This window comes from Streptomyces sp. NPDC002566 (assembly GCF_042889585.1).
GTDB lineage: Bacteria > Actinomycetota > Actinomycetes > Streptomycetales > Streptomycetaceae > Streptomyces.
In genome coordinates this window covers 302,278-317,930 of record NZ_JBIARD010000006.1, presented here as the reverse complement: position 1 = coordinate 317,930, position 15,653 = coordinate 302,278, and the positions used below count along the sequence as shown (strand labels likewise).

The following is a 15,653-nucleotide window of genomic DNA, read 5'->3' as shown; positions in this document are numbered from 1 at the left end:
ACCCCCCGGGTCCGCATGATGGACTGCTCCTGCCCATGCGTACGTGTTGTATCTATGCTGTCCGCATGCCGTCCGCCCCACCCGTCCCCGTCAGGCAGCCGCCCGCCGCGGAGCGCGTCTACGCCCACGTCAAACAGGGTGTGCTGGACCGCCGCTACGAGGGAGGCACCCTTCTCACCGAGGGAGAACTCGCCGAGGCCGTCGGCGTTTCGCGCACACCTGTGCGTGAGGCGCTGCTGCGGCTGGAGGCGGAGGGTCTGATCAAGCTTTACCCAAAAAAGGGAGCCCTGGTGCTCCCGGTGTCCGCCCAGGAGATCGCGGACGTCGTCGAGACCCGGATGCTGGTCGAGGAGCACGCGGCCCGCAAGGCCGTCCCCGCCCCCGCCGGACTCCTCGCCCGCCTTGAGGAGTTGCTCGAACTGCAGAAGGCGCAGGCCGCCGCCGGTGACCTGGCCGGCGCCGCGGTCACCGACCGCTGCTTCCACGCCGAGATAGTCCGCAGCGGCGGCAACGAGATCCTCTCCCGGCTCTACGACCAACTCCGCGACCGGCAGCTGCGGATGGGCGTCGCCGTCCTGCACTCCCACCCCGACCGGGTCGCCAAGACCCTCGTCGAGCACGAGGAGATCCTGCGGGCGCTGCGCGCCGGCGACGCCGAGGACGCCGTCCGGCTCGTGCACCGGCACGTGGGCTGGTTCTCGCACCTGGCCCGAGGGGAACTCCGATGAGTACCGAGGAACCAGGGGACCGCGAGCACTCCGGCGGGTCGGGGAAGCCGTGCGGTCGGGGGAGCGACTTCACCCTCCCAGGTGACCCGCCGGGCGGCCGTCGCGCCGTCGCCGTGTGGGGGATCGGCGTCTGCGTCTACTTCGTCGCCGTCATCTTCCGCACCTCGCTGGGGGTCGCGGGCCTGGACGCCGCCGACCGCTTCGGCGTGAACGCCTCCGCCCTGTCGACCTTCTCCATCCTCCAACTGCTGGTGTACGCGGGGATGCAGATACCGGTCGGGCTGCTCGTGGACCGGCTCGGCACCAAGAAGGTGCTCGGCATCGGCGTCGTGCTGTTCACGGCGGGACAGCTCGGGTTCGCCTTCTCACCCTCGTACGGCATGGCGCTCGCCTCGCGGGCGCTGCTCGGCTGCGGCGACGCGATGACGTTCATCAGCGTGCTGCGGCTGGGCACCCGCTGGTTCCCGGCCCGGCGCGGACCGCTGGTCGCCCAGTTCGCGGGGCTGGTGGGCATGGCCGGCAACCTCGTCTCCACGCTGGTGCTCGCCCGGCTGCTGCACGACGTCGGCTGGACGGCCGCGTTCGCGGGCAGCGCGCTCGCCGGGGTCGTCGTCCTCGTGCTGCTGGTGCTGTTCCTGAAGGACCACCCCGAGGGGTACGAGCCCGAGCCCTTCCCGCACCAGGGGGCCGCGTACGTACGACGGCAGATCGCCGCGTCCTGGCGGGAGCCCGGCACGCGGCTGGGACTGTGGGTCCACTTCACCACGCAGTTCCCGGCGATGGTGTTCCTGCTGCTGTGGGGGCTGCCGTTCCTGGTCGAGGCACAGGGGCTCAGCCGGGCCACGGCCGGTGAACTGCTCACCCTCGTCGTGCTGTCCAACATGGCCGTCGGCCTCGTGTACGGACAGGTCGTCGCCCGGCACCACGAGGCCCGGTTGCCGCTGGCGCTCGGCACCGTCGGGACGACCTCGCTGCTGTGGGCCGCGACGCTGGCATGGCCCGGCGCGCACGCCCCGATGTGGCTGCTGGTCGCGCTGTGCGCGGTGCTGGGGGCGTGCGGGCCCGCGTCGATGATCGGCTTCGACTTCGCCCGACCGGCCAACCCGCCCGAGCGGCAGGGCACGGCGTCCGGCATCACCAACATGGGCGGCTTCGTGGCCTCCATGACGACGCTGTTCGCGGTCGGCGTGCTGCTGGACGCGACCGGCGACGACTACACCGTGGCCTTCTCCTCCGTCTTCGTCCTCCAGGCACTGGGCGTCAGCCAGATCCTGCGACTGCGCTCACGCGCGGCCCGCCGGGAACGGGAACGCCTGGTCGCGAGCCGGGTGTCCTCGGTGCACGTCCCCGTGTAGACGGGGTTGCGGGACCGCGCCGGGGGCAGACGCTGACCGTCTCGCGCAGCGGAACCGGCGAACTTCCCTCGCAATCGTGAACATCCCGACTTGTGCTGGCATATTCGATTTGCTCCACCCTACGGTCCGCGTCGGAGGTGGTTCACATGATCGAACCCAGCAAGCACCAGCCCGGGCCCCGGGCGCAGCACGACGCGATCGATGTCAGCGACTTCGTCTACGCGGCCACCGGAGCGCGCGTCCGGAGGCTGACGATGCCCGACGGGACGCACTGGTTCCCGGCGGTGGACGTCTGCAAGCGACTGGGGCACACCAACTCGCGTCAGGCACTCGCCGACCATGTCCCAAAGGACCATCGAGAGATTCTCGAGACCGTAACTGGAGCTTACGGTCTCAGCATTCCCGCAGGTAGAGAGTGGCGCCGAGACCTGAATCTGATCTCTCTGCAAGGTCTCGTACTGCTCGTCAACGCCTGCACCAAGCCCGCCTGCGCCCCCTTCAAGCAGTGGGTCGCCGAGGTGATCGAGACCGTGCAGCGAGAGGGTTCCTACACGCTGCAGGAGGCCGAGGTTCAGCCTCTCGGCCCGGGCGCGCCGATCGCGTACGCGATGCCCGAGCAGGTCGCGGAGGCCATCGTCCGGCTGGAGGCGCACAACCTCCAGATGGACGAGGACCTCGCGGCGACGCAGCGGGAATCACTCGCGGTGCAGAAGGAGTTGCTCGCCACGCAGCGCGAGGCGCTGGAAATGCAGCGGGAAACCCTCGTCGTCCAGCGGGAGATGCTGGATCTGCAGCGAGCCGGGCTCGTCGCGCAGCAGGTCATCGCACAGGCCATGGAACGCATCGCCAACCGGCTCGACGTGCTGTCCCTGGACCGTCCGGCGCCGACCGCCGAGCTTTCCGCGCACCCGACCACCGAGGCCGTACTGGCCGACTGGCGGCAGCGGCTGTCCGTGACCTCGGACGTGTGGGCGGTCGCGGTGGTGATCGCGCCGGTTCTGGTGGAGCACGGTGAGCTGCGTCAGCCGCTCGCGTCGATCGCGGCCCGCACCGGACTCCCGGTCCAGCGGGTCAACGAATGCCTGCGTCTGCTGCGCAAGCACGCCTGCATCCACTCCATGGGCGGCAGTACGGACGGGGAGCCGGTGTACGTGCTCAAGCGTCCCTGAACGGCCACATGAGAGAAGGGGCGGCCGCAATCAGAAGTTGCGGCCGTCCCTTCGTGTCTCAACTTACCGCTCCGAAGCCGTCAGGCCCAGGTGATCAGCCTCTTGGGCTGCTCCAGGACGGCCGCCACGTCGGCGAGCACCTTGGAGCCCAGCTCTCCGTCCACCAGTCGGTGGTCGAAGCTCAGCGCGAGCGTGGTGACCTGGCGGGGCTTCACCTTGCCCTTGTGCACCCACGGCTGGAGCTTGATCGCGCCGACCGCCAGGATCGCGGACTCGCCGGGGTTGAGGATCGGCGTGCCGGTGTCGACGCCGAAGACGCCGACGTTGGTGATGGTCACCGTGCCGCCCTGCATGGCGGCGGGAGACGTCTTGCCCTCCCTCGCCGTCGCGACCAGTTCGCCCAGGGACTCTGCCAGTTGCGGGAGCGTCTTGGCGTGGGCGTCCTTGACGTTCGGGACGATCAGCCCGCGCGGGGTGGCCGCGGCGATGCCCAGGTTGACGTAGTGCTTGACCACGATCTCCTGCGCCGCCTCGTCCCAGGACGCGTTGACCTCCGGGTTGCGCCTGATGGCGACCAGCAGGGCCTTGGCGATCAGCAGGAGCGGGTTGACCCGCAGGCCCTGCATGTCCTTGTCCTGCTTGAGCTCCTCGACGAGCTTCATGGTGCGCGTCACGTCGACCGTCACGAACTCCGTGACGTGCGGCGCGGTGAACGCCGAGCCCACCATGGCCTGCGCGGTGGCCTTGCGGACGCCCTTGACCGGGATGCGGGTCTCGCGCGTGGTGTCGTACGACGCCGCGGCCTGGGGGGCGGGCGGCGCCGCGGTGACCTGCTCGGGGACGGGCGCCGGCTGCGGAGGGGCCGCCTGGGCGGGGGCCGCCGCCGCGTGGACGTCCTCGCGGGTGATGATGCCGTCCGGGCCGGACGGGACCACCGTCGTGAGGTCCACTCCGAGGTCCTTGGCCAGCTTGCGCACCGGCGGCTTCGCCAGCGGGCGTTCCTTCACGGCCGCGGGCGTGCTGCCGTGGCCGTTCAGCTCCGCCTGTACGGCGGCGGCTGCCGGGGACTTGCGCGGGCGGCGCTTGGTCGAGGACGTGGCCACGCCGTATCCGACGAGCACCGGCTGACGGCCGGAGCCGCCTTCCGGCTTGGCCTCGGCGGGCTGCTCCGGGGCCTGGGCCGGAGCCTCGGCCCGGGCAGGGGCCTCGGTCGGCGCCGGGGCCTGCGCGGGCGCGGCGCCGCCGGACACGTCCACCGCGATGATCGACATGCCCACGTCGACCGTGGTGCCCTCGGGGAAGTGCAGCTCCCGGACCACGCCGTCGTAGGGGATGGGCAGTTCGACGGCGGCCTTGGCCGTCTCGACCTCGCACACCACCTGGCCGTCCGTCACCGTGTCGCCCGGCTGGACGTACCACTTGAGGATCTCGGCCTCGGTGAGTCCCTCGCCCACGTCGGGCATCTTGAACTCGCGTACGGACGCTTCCGTCATCGTCGTCACGACCCTCTCCTCAGTACGCCAGGGCACGGTCGACGGCGTCGAGCACCCGGTCCAGGCCCGGCAGGTACTCCTCCTCCAGGCGCGCCGGCGGGTACGGGGCGTGGTAGCCGCCGACCCGGAGCACCGGGGCCTCCAGGTGGTAGAAGCAGCGTTCGGTGATCCGGGCGGCGATCTCCGCGCCCGAGCCGAAGAACACCGGCGCCTCGTGGACGACGACCAGACGACGGGTCTTCTCCACGGAGGCCTGGATGGCGTCGAAGTCGAGCGGGGAGACCGAGCGCAGGTCCAGGACCTCCAGGTTCCTGCCCTCCTCGGCGGCCGCGTCGGCGACCTCCTGGCAGAGCTTGACCATCGGCCCGTAGGCGACCAGCGTCAGGTCGGAGCCCTCGCGCACCACACGCGCCTTGTGCAGCGGGCCGGGGATGGCCTCGGCGTCGACCTCGCCCTTGTCCCAGTAGCGCCGCTTGGGCTCGAAGAAGATCACCGGGTCGTCGCTCTGGATGGCCTGCTGCATCATCCAGTAGGCGTCGCCGGCGTTCGACGGGGAGACGATCTTCAGTCCCGAGACATGCGCGAAGAGCGCCTCGGGGGACTCGGAGTGGTGCTCGACCGCGCCGATGCCGCCGCCGTAGGGGATGCGGACGACGACCGGCAGCTTGACCTTGCCCAGGGAGCGGGCGTGCATCTTGGCCAGCTGGGTGACGATCTGGTCGTAGGCCGGGAAGACGAAGCCGTCGAACTGGATCTCCACCACCGGGCGGTAGCCGCGCAGGGCCAGGCCGATGGCGGTGCCGACGATGCCGGACTCGGCGAGGGGGGTGTCGATGACACGGGACTCCCCGAAGTCCTTCTGCAGTCCGTCCGTCACCCGGAAGACGCCGCCGAGCTTGCCGACGTCCTCTCCCATCACCAGGACCTTGGGGTCCTCCTCGAGGGCCTTGCGCAGCGACTCGTTGATCGCCTTGGCCAGGGCCATCTTCTCCGCCATGTCAGTTTCCCCCCTCGCCCGCGGCGAAGCCGTTGTCGGACTCAGTCGCGAACGACGCCTGGTAGGCGGCGAACTGGGCCCTCTCCTCGTCGACGAGCGCGTGCCCGTCCGCGTAGACGTTCTCGAAGATGGCGAAGTGGTCCGGGTCCGGCATGGCACGGACCGCTTCGCGCACTCGCCTGCCCAACGCCTCGCTCTCGGCCTCGAGTTCCGCGAAGAATCCCTCGTCCGTGTGGTTTGAGGCCTCGAGGTGCCGGCGCAGACGCAGGATCGGGTCCTTCGCCTCCCAGGCGGCCCGCTCGTCGTCGTGGCGGTAGCGGGTGGGGTCGTCGGAGGTGGTGTGGGCGCCCATGCGGTACGTGTACGCCTCGATGAGGGTGGGGCCCTCGCCGCGGCGGGCCCGCTCCAGGGCCCACTCGGTGACCGCGAGGCAGGCCAGGACGTCGTTGCCGTCGACGCGGACGCCCGGGAAGCCGAAGCCCTGTGCGCGCTGGTAGAGCGGGACGCGGGTCTGCTTCTCGGTCGGCTCGGAGATCGCCCACTGGTTGTTCTGGCAGAAGAACACGACGGGGGCGTTGTAGACCGCGGAGAAGGTGAACGATTCGGCGACGTCTCCCTGGCTGGAGGCGCCGTCGCCGAAGTAGGCGATGACCGCGCTGTCCGCGCCGTCCTTGGCCACGCCCATCGCGTAGCCCGTCGCGTGCAGCGTCTGGGAGCCGATGACGATCGTGTAGAGGTGGAAGTTGTTGCCGTTGGGGTCCCAGCCGCCGTTGTTCACACCCCGGAACATGCCGAGCAGGTTGGTCGGGTCGACGCCGCGGCACCAGGCGACGCCGTGCTCGCGGTAGGTCGGGAAGACGTAGTCGTCGTCGCGCAGGGCCCGGCCGGAGCCGATCTGGGCGGCCTCCTGGCCGAGCAGCGAGGCCCACAGGCCCAGCTCGCCCTGGCGCTGGAGGGAGGTGGCCTCGGCGTCGAAGCGGCGGGTGAGGACCATGTCGCGGTAGAGACCGCGGAGGCGCTCGGGGGTGATGCCGGCGACGTACGGGTCGTACTCGGCGTTCTTGACGCGCTTGCCCTCGGGCGTCAGCAACTGCACGAGCTCGGGCTCGGCGCCCCGGCCGGCGGTGGTGCGGGTGGTGCGCTTGGTGCCGGTGGCCTTGGCCGCCGCGGCGCGGGGGGCGCCCGCCGCCTCGGTGCCGGTGGCGCCGGCCTTGCTTCCGGCGCTGCGTCGCGGCTTGCGCGCGGCAGTGCTCTCCACGGTCACGTGTGCTCCTCCGTCGGTCCGGCCCCCGGGGTTGCCGGGTGGCCAGTGCGGCTCACCTGGATTCCGGCACCCGGGCACGGGGTGGGTGCCACTCGGCCGGAACAGGCGTGACAGGTTGCCCCGGCGAGCGCCCTGCAAGCCTCACGTTACCCAGTGCGACACATTTCTGTGAAACCCCTCCTGACCTGCGTTTTTGCTTGGATATCCAAGTAAAATCGGCAAAGTCGGGAAGGACCTGGTCACAGCCTCGCAGGAGGCCGGAGCAACGGCACGTTATCCCGCGCACCCAGGCTGCGGGAAGAGTTCGCGTGCGAGTCCCGCCCCGGGACGCCACAAGGAGGAATTCAGCTTTTCGGCCGGGCGCGCGCACGGACGCGGCGACGCGCGCGGGCGCACGGAACAGGCGCGCGCCCCCCGCGCGCGGGTCGGCGACCCCTGTGGCCGTGAAGCCGACCGCCGGGGACCGCTCGGAATGCTCCGTGACGCTGTGCGACAAGGCGCAGCTCAGAACCCTTCGGGGCCGGAACCGCCACGCGCGCGTGAGGCCCTGGCGGTTCAGGGCCCCACGCGCGCGTGAGGGACGAAGTGAGGTGGCGAGCCGGGCCCGGTCAGCCGCCGGCGCCGAGGGTGGTGGGGCCCTGGGCCGTGCCTTCGGTGGCCCCGCCGTCCGCACCGCCGCTGACGTCGCCAGTCCCGCCGTCGGCGGTGCCGGGGTCGGTGCTCGGCGGGTTCGACGGCTCCGGGCTCGCCGGGTCGCTCGTCACCGTCTTCGACGGCTCCGGCGACGGGTCACTGGTCTCGGGCTGGGACGGCGTGAACGACGGCTGCCGCGACGGCGTCCAGTAGGACCCTCCGTCGGAGCCGTTGTCGTTCTCCGTGGGATCGGTGCTCGGCTCCTCGCTCTGTTCCTCGCTCTGCGACGCGCTGGGCGACTGCTGAGGGGAGGACTGCGAGGCGGACGGCGACGTCGGGGTCTTCTCGTCGCCGCCCTTGGTGCCTGTGTTGTTCAGCGCCAGGGCCACGCCGCCGGCGATCGCGATCACCGCGAGGACGGCGAGGATCCACAGCTTGCCGCGGCCGCTGCCCCTGTTGCCGTGCCCCTCGAAGCCGCCTTCGTCGCCGTTGCCGTACCCCTGGGGCAGGATCGGCTGGGGGATCTGCGAGGTGCTGGGGCCCCCACCGCCGGGCGCCATCACCGTGGTGCTCGCGAAGGCCGCCGCGGCGCCCGCGCCGGCCGCGGCGTCGACCGGGCCGGTGTTCCAGGTGCCGGTGTGGCCGCCCTGGTCGTACAGCATCTGCAGGGCGTACTGGACCGTGCCGCGCATCTCCTCCGCGGTCTGGAAACGGTCGTCGGGCTCCTTGGCGAGGGAACGCATGACGAGGCCGTCGAGCTCCGGCGGGCACGCGCCGTCCGAACTCCGCGACGGCGGCACCGGGATGTCCTGCACATGCTGGTAGACCACCGAGAGCGGCGTCTCACCGGTGAACGGCGGGCGCAGCGCGAGCAGTTCGTACAGCAGGCAGCCGGTGGCGTACAGGTCGGAGCGGTGGTCGACGGCCTTGCCGAGCGCCTGCTCCGGCGAGAGGTACTGAGGCGTGCCCATGACCATGCCGGTCTGCGTCATCGTCGTGGACGCGCCGTGCAGGGCGCGGGCGATGCCGAAGTCCATCACCTTCACCGCGCCGTTGTGCGTGATGATGACGTTGGCCGGCTTGATGTCGCGGTGCACGATGCCGTGCTGATGCGAGTACGCCAGCGCCTCCAGGACGCCGGAGACGATGATCAGGGCCTGCTCGGGGCCCGGCGCCTCGGCGTTGAGCAGCAGGTCGCGGATGGTCCGGCCCTCGACCAGCTCCATCACGATGTACGGCACGCTCTGGCCGCCCACCATGTCCTCGCCGGAGTCGTACACGGCGACGATCGCGTGGTGGTTCAATCCGGCCACCGACTGGGCCTCGCGCGTGAAGCGCGCCTTGGACACCGGGTCCTCGGCGAGGTCGGCGCGCAGCAGCTTCACGGCGACGGTGCGCCCGAGGCGCACGTCCTCGGCTGCGAACACTTCCGCCATGCCGCCCCGGCCGAGTCTGCCGGTCAGCCGGTACCGGCCGTCCCCGACAAGTCCGCCGTTGCCCCACAACTCCGGCGCATCTGACATACCGCCGCCAGTCGCCTCGGGGTCGGACGGGCCCTGGGCGCGCTGCTGCTGTGCCATCAGTCCTCGCCGTCGTTTCTGCCCGCGGTGCGCGCGGTGTTGTTACGGTCTCCGTCGGCCACGCTACAGCCTCAGCGCAAGCCGCCGGTCCGGGATGAGCCCCGCCGCCGACCGGAGACGGACCGGTCATCAAACCTGCTTTCCGTACCCACGTGCAAATTGTGTGTACCGGGCGTACGCCCGCTGTAACGCTTGCGCGACGCTTCTTTCGCGTACGGTCACGGAACGGGCACCGAGCTTGACGTGTCAGTGCCCTCGGGCAGACTTGGCCGGGAATAGCACTTTCGATCAACAGTGAGCCACGGCGAGCAGGGCGCCCGGGGGCCATACGGGGGACGCAGAAGATGAGCCAGGACGGCGCACAGGGGCGGTACGCGGGGCGGGCGCTCGCCGGCGGCCGCTATCAGCTGCGCGACTTGCTCGGCGAGGGCGGTATGGCCTCGGTGCACCTCGCCTACGACTCCGTGCTCGACCGCCAGGTCGCGATCAAGACCCTCCACACCGAACTCGGTCGCGAACAGGCCTTCCGTGAGCGCTTCCGCCGCGAGGCCCAGGCAGTGGCCAAGCTCACGCACACCAACATCGTCTCCGTCTTCGACACCGGCGAGGACGAACTCGACGGTCTGACCACGCCCTACATCGTCATGGAGTACGTCGAGGGCCGCCCGCTCGGCTCCGTGCTCGACGAGGACGTGCGGCGGCAGGGCGCGATGCCCGCCGACAAGGCGCTGAAGGTCACCGCGGACGTGCTGGCCGCCCTGGAGATCAGCCACGAGATGGGGCTGGTCCACCGCGACATCAAGCCCGGCAACGTGATGATGACCAAGCGCGGCGTCGTCAAGGTGATGGACTTCGGCATCGCGCGCGCCATGCAGTCCGGCGTCACCTCCATGACGCAGACCGGCATGGTCGTCGGCACCCCGCAGTACCTCTCGCCCGAGCAGGCCCTCGGCCGTGGCGTGGACGCCCGTTCCGACCTGTACTCCGTCGGCATCATGCTGTTCCAACTGGTCACCGGGCGGCTTCCGTTCGACGCGGACTCGCCGCTGGCGATCGCCTACGCGCATGTGCAGGAGGAGCCGGTGGCCCCCTCCTCCATCAACCGGGCGCTGCCGCCGGCCGTCGACGCGCTCGTCGCCCGCGCCCTGAAGAAGAACCCCAACGACCGCTTCCCCACCGCCGTCGCCATGCGCGACGAGTGCCTGCGCGTCGCGGCCTCCTTCCAGGCCGCCCCGCCGAGCATCGTCGCGGGCACGCCCGCCCAGAGCGGCTCGGGCGTCGGCTCGGCGGTGTTCCCGCCGGTCGGCCAGACCCCGCCGCCGCCCGTGGGCAACGTCCAGACGCCCTACCAGCCGGCCCCGACGCCCAACCCGTACGGCACGCCCTCGACGCCCCCGCCGTCGTACGGCTACCCGCAGCAGGGCGGCTACCAGACGCCCGCCCCGCCCTACGGCGCCCACCAGCAGGGGCCGCACACCCCGCCCGCGTACAACATCGCCCCGCAGCATCCGACGGCCGTGGGCGGGGGCCGCAAGGGCGGCAAGGGCGTGGTCATCGGCTCGACGATCGTCGCCCTGGTGGTCGCGGGCTCCCTGATCGGCAGCCTGGCGACGAACGGCGACAGCGATACCCCCACGACCGGCAAAGAGGGTACGGGCGGCTCCAGCGTCTCGGCCTCACCGACGCAAGCGGCCGACCACCGCGGTCCCGACACGTCCAAGACGATCGACCCGTCCGAGTGCTCCGAGCCGCAGGAGTCCTACAACGACCCCGACAAGATCAGGGTGCCGGACTTCCAGTTCAAGTACGTCAAGTCGGTCAAGGAGTGCTTCCAGGCCGCCGGCTGGAAGATCAAGATCAAGACGGTCGACGAGAACACCTACGGCGAGGGCGCGGTCATGGACCAGTTCCCCTCCGCGGGGACGGACGTCGACCCGGAGAACATGCCCGAGATCGAGCTGAGCGTGTCCTCGGGGAACCCGCCCTCCTGACACGGACCCCGCGGGGTGTCGACACGATGAGGGCCCGGCGCCGGTGCGCCGGGCCCTGCTGTGTCCTGCCGTCAGTCCTGCTCTGTGTGTCCTGCCCTGTGTGTCCTGCCACCCGTAGTGCGGATACGGATACGGTCCTACAGGTACGGGCCGCCCGAGCGGCCGCCCGTGCGCGGGTCGTCGCCGCCCTCGTTGCCGCTCAGGCCCGGCGGCAGCGCGCGGCGCATCTGCTCCAACTGCGCCCGCGCGGCCATCTGCTGGGCGAACAGCGTGGTCTGGATGCCGTGGAAGAGGCCCTCCAGCCAGCCCACCAACTGAGCCTGTGCGATCCGCAGTTCCGCGTCGCTCGGGGTGGCGTCCTCGTTGAACGGCAGGGAGAGCCGCTCCAGTTCCTCCACGAGCTCCGGCGCCAGGCCGTCCTCCAGCTCCTTCACCGAGCTGGCGTGGATCTCCTTCAGCCGGGCGCGGCTGGCCTCGTCCAGAGGGGCCACGCGCACCTCCTCGAGAAGCTGCTTGATCATGCTGCCGATCCGCATGACCTTCGCCGGCTGCTCGACCTGCTCCGTCACCGGGATCTCACGGGGGTCGTCGTCCGTGTCGGCGCCGCCGAGCGCCATCCCGTCCTGACCCACGACCAGGATCCTCTGGGCGTTCTCCGACGACCTATCGTTCCTCGGCATCTCCATGCGGTCCATTCTCTCGCACCGGCACACCTCATCACCGTGGTGCCCCCGGAGACGGCTGATCCACCGTTTCCGTTCCGTCTCCGTTCGGAGCAGTCCACCATGCGCATTGTGTGTGGATATGTGAGTGTTGTGGCTACTTTTCTGGCGGCTTGAACACCGGGAGGGGGTCACGATCGTGACTCCATGGCGGCGGGGGTTGTGCACAGCGGGGGCCGCGCTGCTCGCGGCCGGCGGGTCGCTGTACGGCGGCTGCGCGGCGCACGCGGCGGGGTCCTCGCACGGGAGCGGCTCGTCGTACGTCTCCATGACGGCGACCGGCTCGCCCTCGGCGTCTCCCAGCGCGCCCGACCGGGCCGGCAGCCGGGCCGGAGAAGGCCGCGTGCGGCCCGGTCGGAGCCTGGGAACCGGCCCGGGGGACGAGGACGGGTACGCCGACCCGGACGGCGCGCAGGACGAGGAGGGCGACCGCACCGAGGAGCCCGGCCAGGACCCCGACGCGGACCTGGGCTCCGGCGTGGGCGAGGAGCCCGACGGCGCTGTGCAGCCGCCCCGAGAGGCGGGGTTCGTGCCGTCGGCCTCGCCGCAGGCCGCCGGCGCCCAGGAGCAGCCCGTCGGACGCATGCTGCGCATCCTGCCGCTCGGCAGCGGACTGCTCCTCATCGGGCTCGGCTGCGGTCTCGCCTTCTTCGGCCTGCGCCTGCGCCGCGGCTGAGGCACGGGGCCTCAGCTCCGCGGGTGCTTCTGCCTAGCGGGAGGCGGTGAGCAGCACCTTGCCGACGTGGCCGCTCTCCTCGACGATCCGGTGGGCGGCCGCCGCGTCGCTCATCGGGAGCGCGCGGTCCACCACGGGGCGGACGCCCCCTGCGGCCAGCAGCGGCCACACGTGCTCGCGGACTGCCGCGACGATCGCCGCCTTCTCCTCCAGCGGGCGGGCCCGCAGCGAGGTCGCGCTGATCGCGGCGCGCTTGGTGAGCAGCGCGCCGATGTTCAGCTCGCCCTTGGCGCCGCCCTGCATGCCGATGATCGCGAGGCGGCCGTTGACGGCGAGGGCGCGGACATTGCGCTCCAGGTACTTCGCGCCCATGTTGTCGAGGATGACGTCGGCGCCCGCGCCGCCCGTGGCCTTCTCGATCTCTTCGACGAAGTCCTGCTCGCGGTAGTTGATCAGGATGTCCGCGCCCAGCTCGGCGCACCGCTCGAGCTTCTCCGGGGTGCCCGCCGTGACGGCTGCCTTCGCTCCGACGGCCTTGGCCAGCTGGACGGCCATGGTGCCGATGCCGCTGGAGCCGCCGTGCACGAGCAGCGTCTCGCCCGGGCGCAGATGAGCGATCATGAAGACGTTCGACCAGACGGTGCAGGTCACCTCGGGAAGCGCGGCGGCCGTCCGCAGGTCGACCCCGTCGGGCACGGGCAGCAGCTGCCCCGCCGGGACGGCCACCTTCTCGGCGTAGCCCCCGCCCGCCAGCAGGGCGCACACCTCGTCGCCCACGGTCCAGCCGGAGACGCCCGGGCCCAGGGCGGCGACGCGGCCGGAGCACTCCAGGCCGGGGTAGGGCGACGCGCCGGGAGGCGGGTTGTAGAAGCCCTGCCGCTGCAGGACGTCGGCGCGGTTGACGGCGCTGGCCGCCACCTCGACCAGGACCTCGCCCTCGCCGGGCACGGGATCGGGGACCTCGTCCCACACCAGCGCCTCGGGACCACCAGGTTCGGGAATCGTGATCGCATACATGAGAGGGACGCTACTCCTCCGCTCACTCGATCTCAGAGGCGTGGCGCCGACGGGCGCTCCGGGGGCACCCGCACGATCGTGACCAGACGGTCGGTCAGCTCCAGAACACCCACGGCCGGATCGTCGTAGGCCAGGATCCGATGGCCGCGGACGACGCTCACCACCAGATCGTCCGTCTCCCGAGGGCTGCGCCCCGACTCGGCCTTGGTGACCGGGCGCTCCACGATGTCGAGGCCGCTGCCCTGCCGCATCAGATCGTCCATGATCACTCCGGCCGCCGGGCTGAGCACGGACAGCCCCATGAGACGTCCGGCGGCACCGGCGCTGGTGATGACCTCGTCGGCGCCGGACTGCTTCAGCAGCGGGGCGTTCTCCTCCTCGCGCGCCGCTGCCACGATCTTCGCCCGGGGATTGAGCTGGCGGGCGGTCAGCACCACGAGGACCGCCGTGTCGTCCCGATCGGTGGCGATGATGATCCGCCCCGCCCGCTGCACCTCGGCCTTGCGCAGCACATCGCTGCGGGTCGCGTCGCCGACCACGCCCTCGTAGCCCTCGGCCGTCGCCGCCGCGATCGCCTTCGCTCCGGGGTCGATCACCACGACCTGTTCCTTCCGCAGCCCAGCCGCACAGGCGGTCCGGATCGCGGACCGTCCCTTCGTGCCGAACCCGACGACGACAGTGTGGTCGCGCAAGGGGACCTCCGGAATGCTGGGCGAACCTGCGGGAACGGGTGTTGCTGGGCGACGGGCGTGGGCCCGCCGGGAACCATGGTGCCCACCGATCGAACCACCACACAGGGGGCACGCGTTGCGAGACCACGAACGACAGCCGGCCACGACGAGCCGCCTCTCCCTCTTCAAGTCGCTGTGGCACCGCCGCTCGCGCCTCGAGGCCCGCGACGACGCGGAGGCGGGCCGCTCCATCACCATGCCGGTGCACAGTGGCCTCCCCCCGCTCCAGCAGGTGCTGCGCCGCCTCGCGCTGGCCCTGCTGGTCCTGTTCGTCACCACGCTGATCGTCTACGCCGACCACGACGGCTACAACGACAACTCCGACGGCCAGGTCGACTTCCTCGACGCGGCCTACTACGCCACCGTGACCCTCTCCACCACCGGCTACGGCGACATCACGCCCGTCGGCGACGCGGCCCGGCTCATCAACATCCTCGTCATCACCCCGCTGCGCGTGCTGTTCCTGATCATCCTGGTCGGCACCACGCTCGAAGTGCTCACCGAGCGGACCCGGCAGCAGGTCCGCGTCCACCGCTGGCGCACCCGCACCCGTGACCACGTCGTGGTCGTCGGCTACGGCACCAAGGGCCGGCACGCCGTGGAGACGCTCGTCGGACAGGGCATCCCCAAGGAGCGCATCGTCGTGGTGGACGCCCAGCGCAAGGCCGCCCACGCCGCCGGCGACGACGGGCTGGTGTCGGTGACCGGGGACGCCACCCGCCAGGAGACCCTCCTCAAGGCCGAAGTCCCCCATGCGGCCCGCGTGATCGTGGCCCCGCAGCGGGACGAGACCGCCGCGCTGGTCACCCTCACCGCCCGGCAGCTGAACCGGCGGGCCACGATCGTCACCGCCGCCCGCGAGGACGAGAACGTGCCGCTGCTCAAGCAGAGCGGCGCGGACACCGTGGTCACCAGCTCCAGCTCCGCCGGCCGACTGCTCGGGGTCTCCATGGTCAGTCCCGCCGTGGCCAGGACCCTGGAGGACCTGATGACCCTCGGCAGCGGCCTCGACCTCATCGAACGCCCCGTCAGCCATGATGAGGCGGGGAAGAATCCGCGCGCCTGCAAGAACCTGATCGTGGCCGTCCTGCGCGGCAAGGAACTCCTCGACTACGCCGACCCACGGCTCACGGAACTGCGCCAAGGAGACCGTGTGATCACGGTCAGCCGGGCGGTGGTCACCGAGCAGACCTGAGGCGCGGCTGGGTGGTGGGAGGGTGCCACGGTTTCACGTGAAACAAGGCTGACGCCGGCCGGGACAGCCCCTACCGACGTCCTGGTGGCCGAAAGCCTGCTG

The 15,653-nt window shown here is 71.2% G+C and carries 12 protein-coding genes and 1 pseudogene; 6 read left to right on the top strand and 7 right to left on the bottom strand.

The genetic code is table 11. The annotated features are described in order from the left end of the window. The first annotated feature begins 65 nt into the window (after positions 1-65). The 3 genes from ACFYXA_RS25610 to ACFYXA_RS25600 all read left to right on the top strand — a co-directional run bounded on the left by ACFYXA_RS25610 (position 66) and on the right by ACFYXA_RS25600 (position 3,252). Complete coding sequence (locus tag ACFYXA_RS25610) at positions 66-728, top strand: GntR family transcriptional regulator (RefSeq protein ID WP_352244602.1); 663 nt, start codon at positions 66-68, stop codon at positions 726-728. Next, positions 725-2,083, top strand: a complete 1,359-nt coding sequence (locus ACFYXA_RS25605; RefSeq protein WP_389036754.1) for a nitrate/nitrite transporter — start codon at positions 725-727, stop codon at positions 2,081-2,083. The genes ACFYXA_RS25610 and ACFYXA_RS25605 overlap by 4 nt, the downstream gene beginning before the upstream one ends. A gap of 146 nt (positions 2,084-2,229) precedes the next feature. After that, entirely contained in the window at positions 2,230-3,252 is a 1,023-nt protein-coding gene (locus tag ACFYXA_RS25600) for a BRO family protein (RefSeq protein WP_389036751.1), read from the top strand. A gap of 80 nt (positions 3,253-3,332) precedes the next feature. Here the strand turns inward: ACFYXA_RS25600 and ACFYXA_RS25595 are convergent, their stop codons facing one another. The 4 genes from ACFYXA_RS25595 to ACFYXA_RS25580 form a co-directional block, all read right to left on the bottom strand. Further along, a complete protein-coding gene (locus ACFYXA_RS25595) occupies positions 3,333-4,754 on the bottom strand; it encodes a dihydrolipoamide acetyltransferase family protein (protein WP_389036748.1) in 1,422 nt (473 codons plus the stop codon). Between the two features lie 10 nt (positions 4,755-4,764). Continuing rightward, entirely contained in the window at positions 4,765-5,742 is a 978-nt protein-coding gene (locus ACFYXA_RS25590) for an alpha-ketoacid dehydrogenase subunit beta (protein ID WP_351089990.1), read from the bottom strand. Between the two features lies 1 nt (position 5,743). Continuing rightward, positions 5,744-7,006 (bottom strand): pyruvate dehydrogenase (acetyl-transferring) E1 component subunit alpha, encoded by a 1,263-nt coding sequence (gene pdhA / locus ACFYXA_RS25585; RefSeq protein WP_389036745.1) that lies wholly within the window; start codon positions 7,004-7,006, stop codon positions 5,744-5,746. Between the two features lie 608 nt (positions 7,007-7,614). Next, a complete protein-coding gene (locus tag ACFYXA_RS25580) occupies positions 7,615-9,219 on the bottom strand; it encodes a protein kinase (protein ID WP_389036742.1) in 1,605 nt (534 codons plus the stop codon). Positions 9,220-9,563: 344 nt separating this feature from the next. Between ACFYXA_RS25580 and ACFYXA_RS25575 the strand changes: the two genes are divergently transcribed. Further along, entirely contained in the window at positions 9,564-11,210 is a 1,647-nt protein-coding gene (locus ACFYXA_RS25575) for a protein kinase (RefSeq protein ID WP_389036739.1), read from the top strand. Positions 11,211-11,347: 137 nt separating this feature from the next. Here the strand turns inward: ACFYXA_RS25575 and ACFYXA_RS25570 are convergent, their stop codons facing one another. Continuing rightward, positions 11,348-11,896: a bacterial proteasome activator family protein gene (locus ACFYXA_RS25570; RefSeq protein ID WP_351089978.1), complete on the bottom strand. Its 549-nt coding sequence runs from the start codon at positions 11,894-11,896 to the stop codon at positions 11,348-11,350. Between the two features lie 175 nt (positions 11,897-12,071). Here ACFYXA_RS25570 and ACFYXA_RS25565 point away from each other — a divergent pair, with 175 nt between their 5' ends. Further along, positions 12,072-12,608, top strand: coding sequence for a hypothetical protein (locus ACFYXA_RS25565; protein ID WP_389036735.1), 537 nt, complete (start codon positions 12,072-12,074; stop codon positions 12,606-12,608). A 33-nt stretch (positions 12,609-12,641) separates the two neighbouring features. Here ACFYXA_RS25565 and ACFYXA_RS25560 read toward each other — a convergent pair whose 3' ends face one another. Together ACFYXA_RS25560 and ACFYXA_RS25555 are read right to left on the bottom strand one after the other, a co-directional pair. Beyond that, the gene (locus ACFYXA_RS25560) at positions 12,642-13,625 is read right to left on the bottom strand and encodes an NAD(P)H-quinone oxidoreductase (protein WP_389036732.1); all 984 of its coding nucleotides are present in this window, start codon (positions 13,623-13,625) and stop codon (positions 12,642-12,644) included. 32 nt (positions 13,626-13,657) lie between these two features. After that, positions 13,658-14,317, bottom strand: a pseudogene (locus ACFYXA_RS25555) (potassium channel family protein); the annotation flags it as partial. Between the two features lie 115 nt (positions 14,318-14,432). Here ACFYXA_RS25555 and ACFYXA_RS25550 point away from each other — a divergent pair. Continuing rightward, on the top strand, positions 14,433-15,551 hold the full coding sequence (locus ACFYXA_RS25550) for a potassium channel family protein (protein ID WP_389036729.1): 1,119 nt from the start codon (positions 14,433-14,435) through the stop codon (positions 15,549-15,551). Positions 15,552-15,653: the final 102 nt, after the last annotated feature.

Coding starts and splice junctions, on each gene's coding strand:
- ACFYXA_RS25570 (WP_351089978.1), bottom strand. CDS start 11,896: ATGGAGATGCCGAGGAACGATAGGTCGTCGGAGAACGCCCAGAGGATC.
- ACFYXA_RS25575 (WP_389036739.1), top strand. CDS start 9,564: ATGAGCCAGGACGGCGCACAGGGGCGGTACGCGGGGCGGGCGCTCGCC.
- ACFYXA_RS25580 (WP_389036742.1), bottom strand. CDS start 9,219: ATGGCACAGCAGCAGCGCGCCCAGGGCCCGTCCGACCCCGAGGCGACT.
- ACFYXA_RS25610 (WP_352244602.1), top strand. CDS start 66: ATGCCGTCCGCCCCACCCGTCCCCGTCAGGCAGCCGCCCGCCGCGGAG.
- ACFYXA_RS25590 (WP_351089990.1), bottom strand. CDS start 5,742: ATGGCGGAGAAGATGGCCCTGGCCAAGGCGATCAACGAGTCGCTGCGC.
- ACFYXA_RS25605 (WP_389036754.1), top strand. CDS start 725: ATGAGTACCGAGGAACCAGGGGACCGCGAGCACTCCGGCGGGTCGGGG.
- ACFYXA_RS25600 (WP_389036751.1), top strand. CDS start 2,230: ATGATCGAACCCAGCAAGCACCAGCCCGGGCCCCGGGCGCAGCACGAC.
- ACFYXA_RS25560 (WP_389036732.1), bottom strand. CDS start 13,625: ATGTATGCGATCACGATTCCCGAACCTGGTGGTCCCGAGGCGCTGGTG.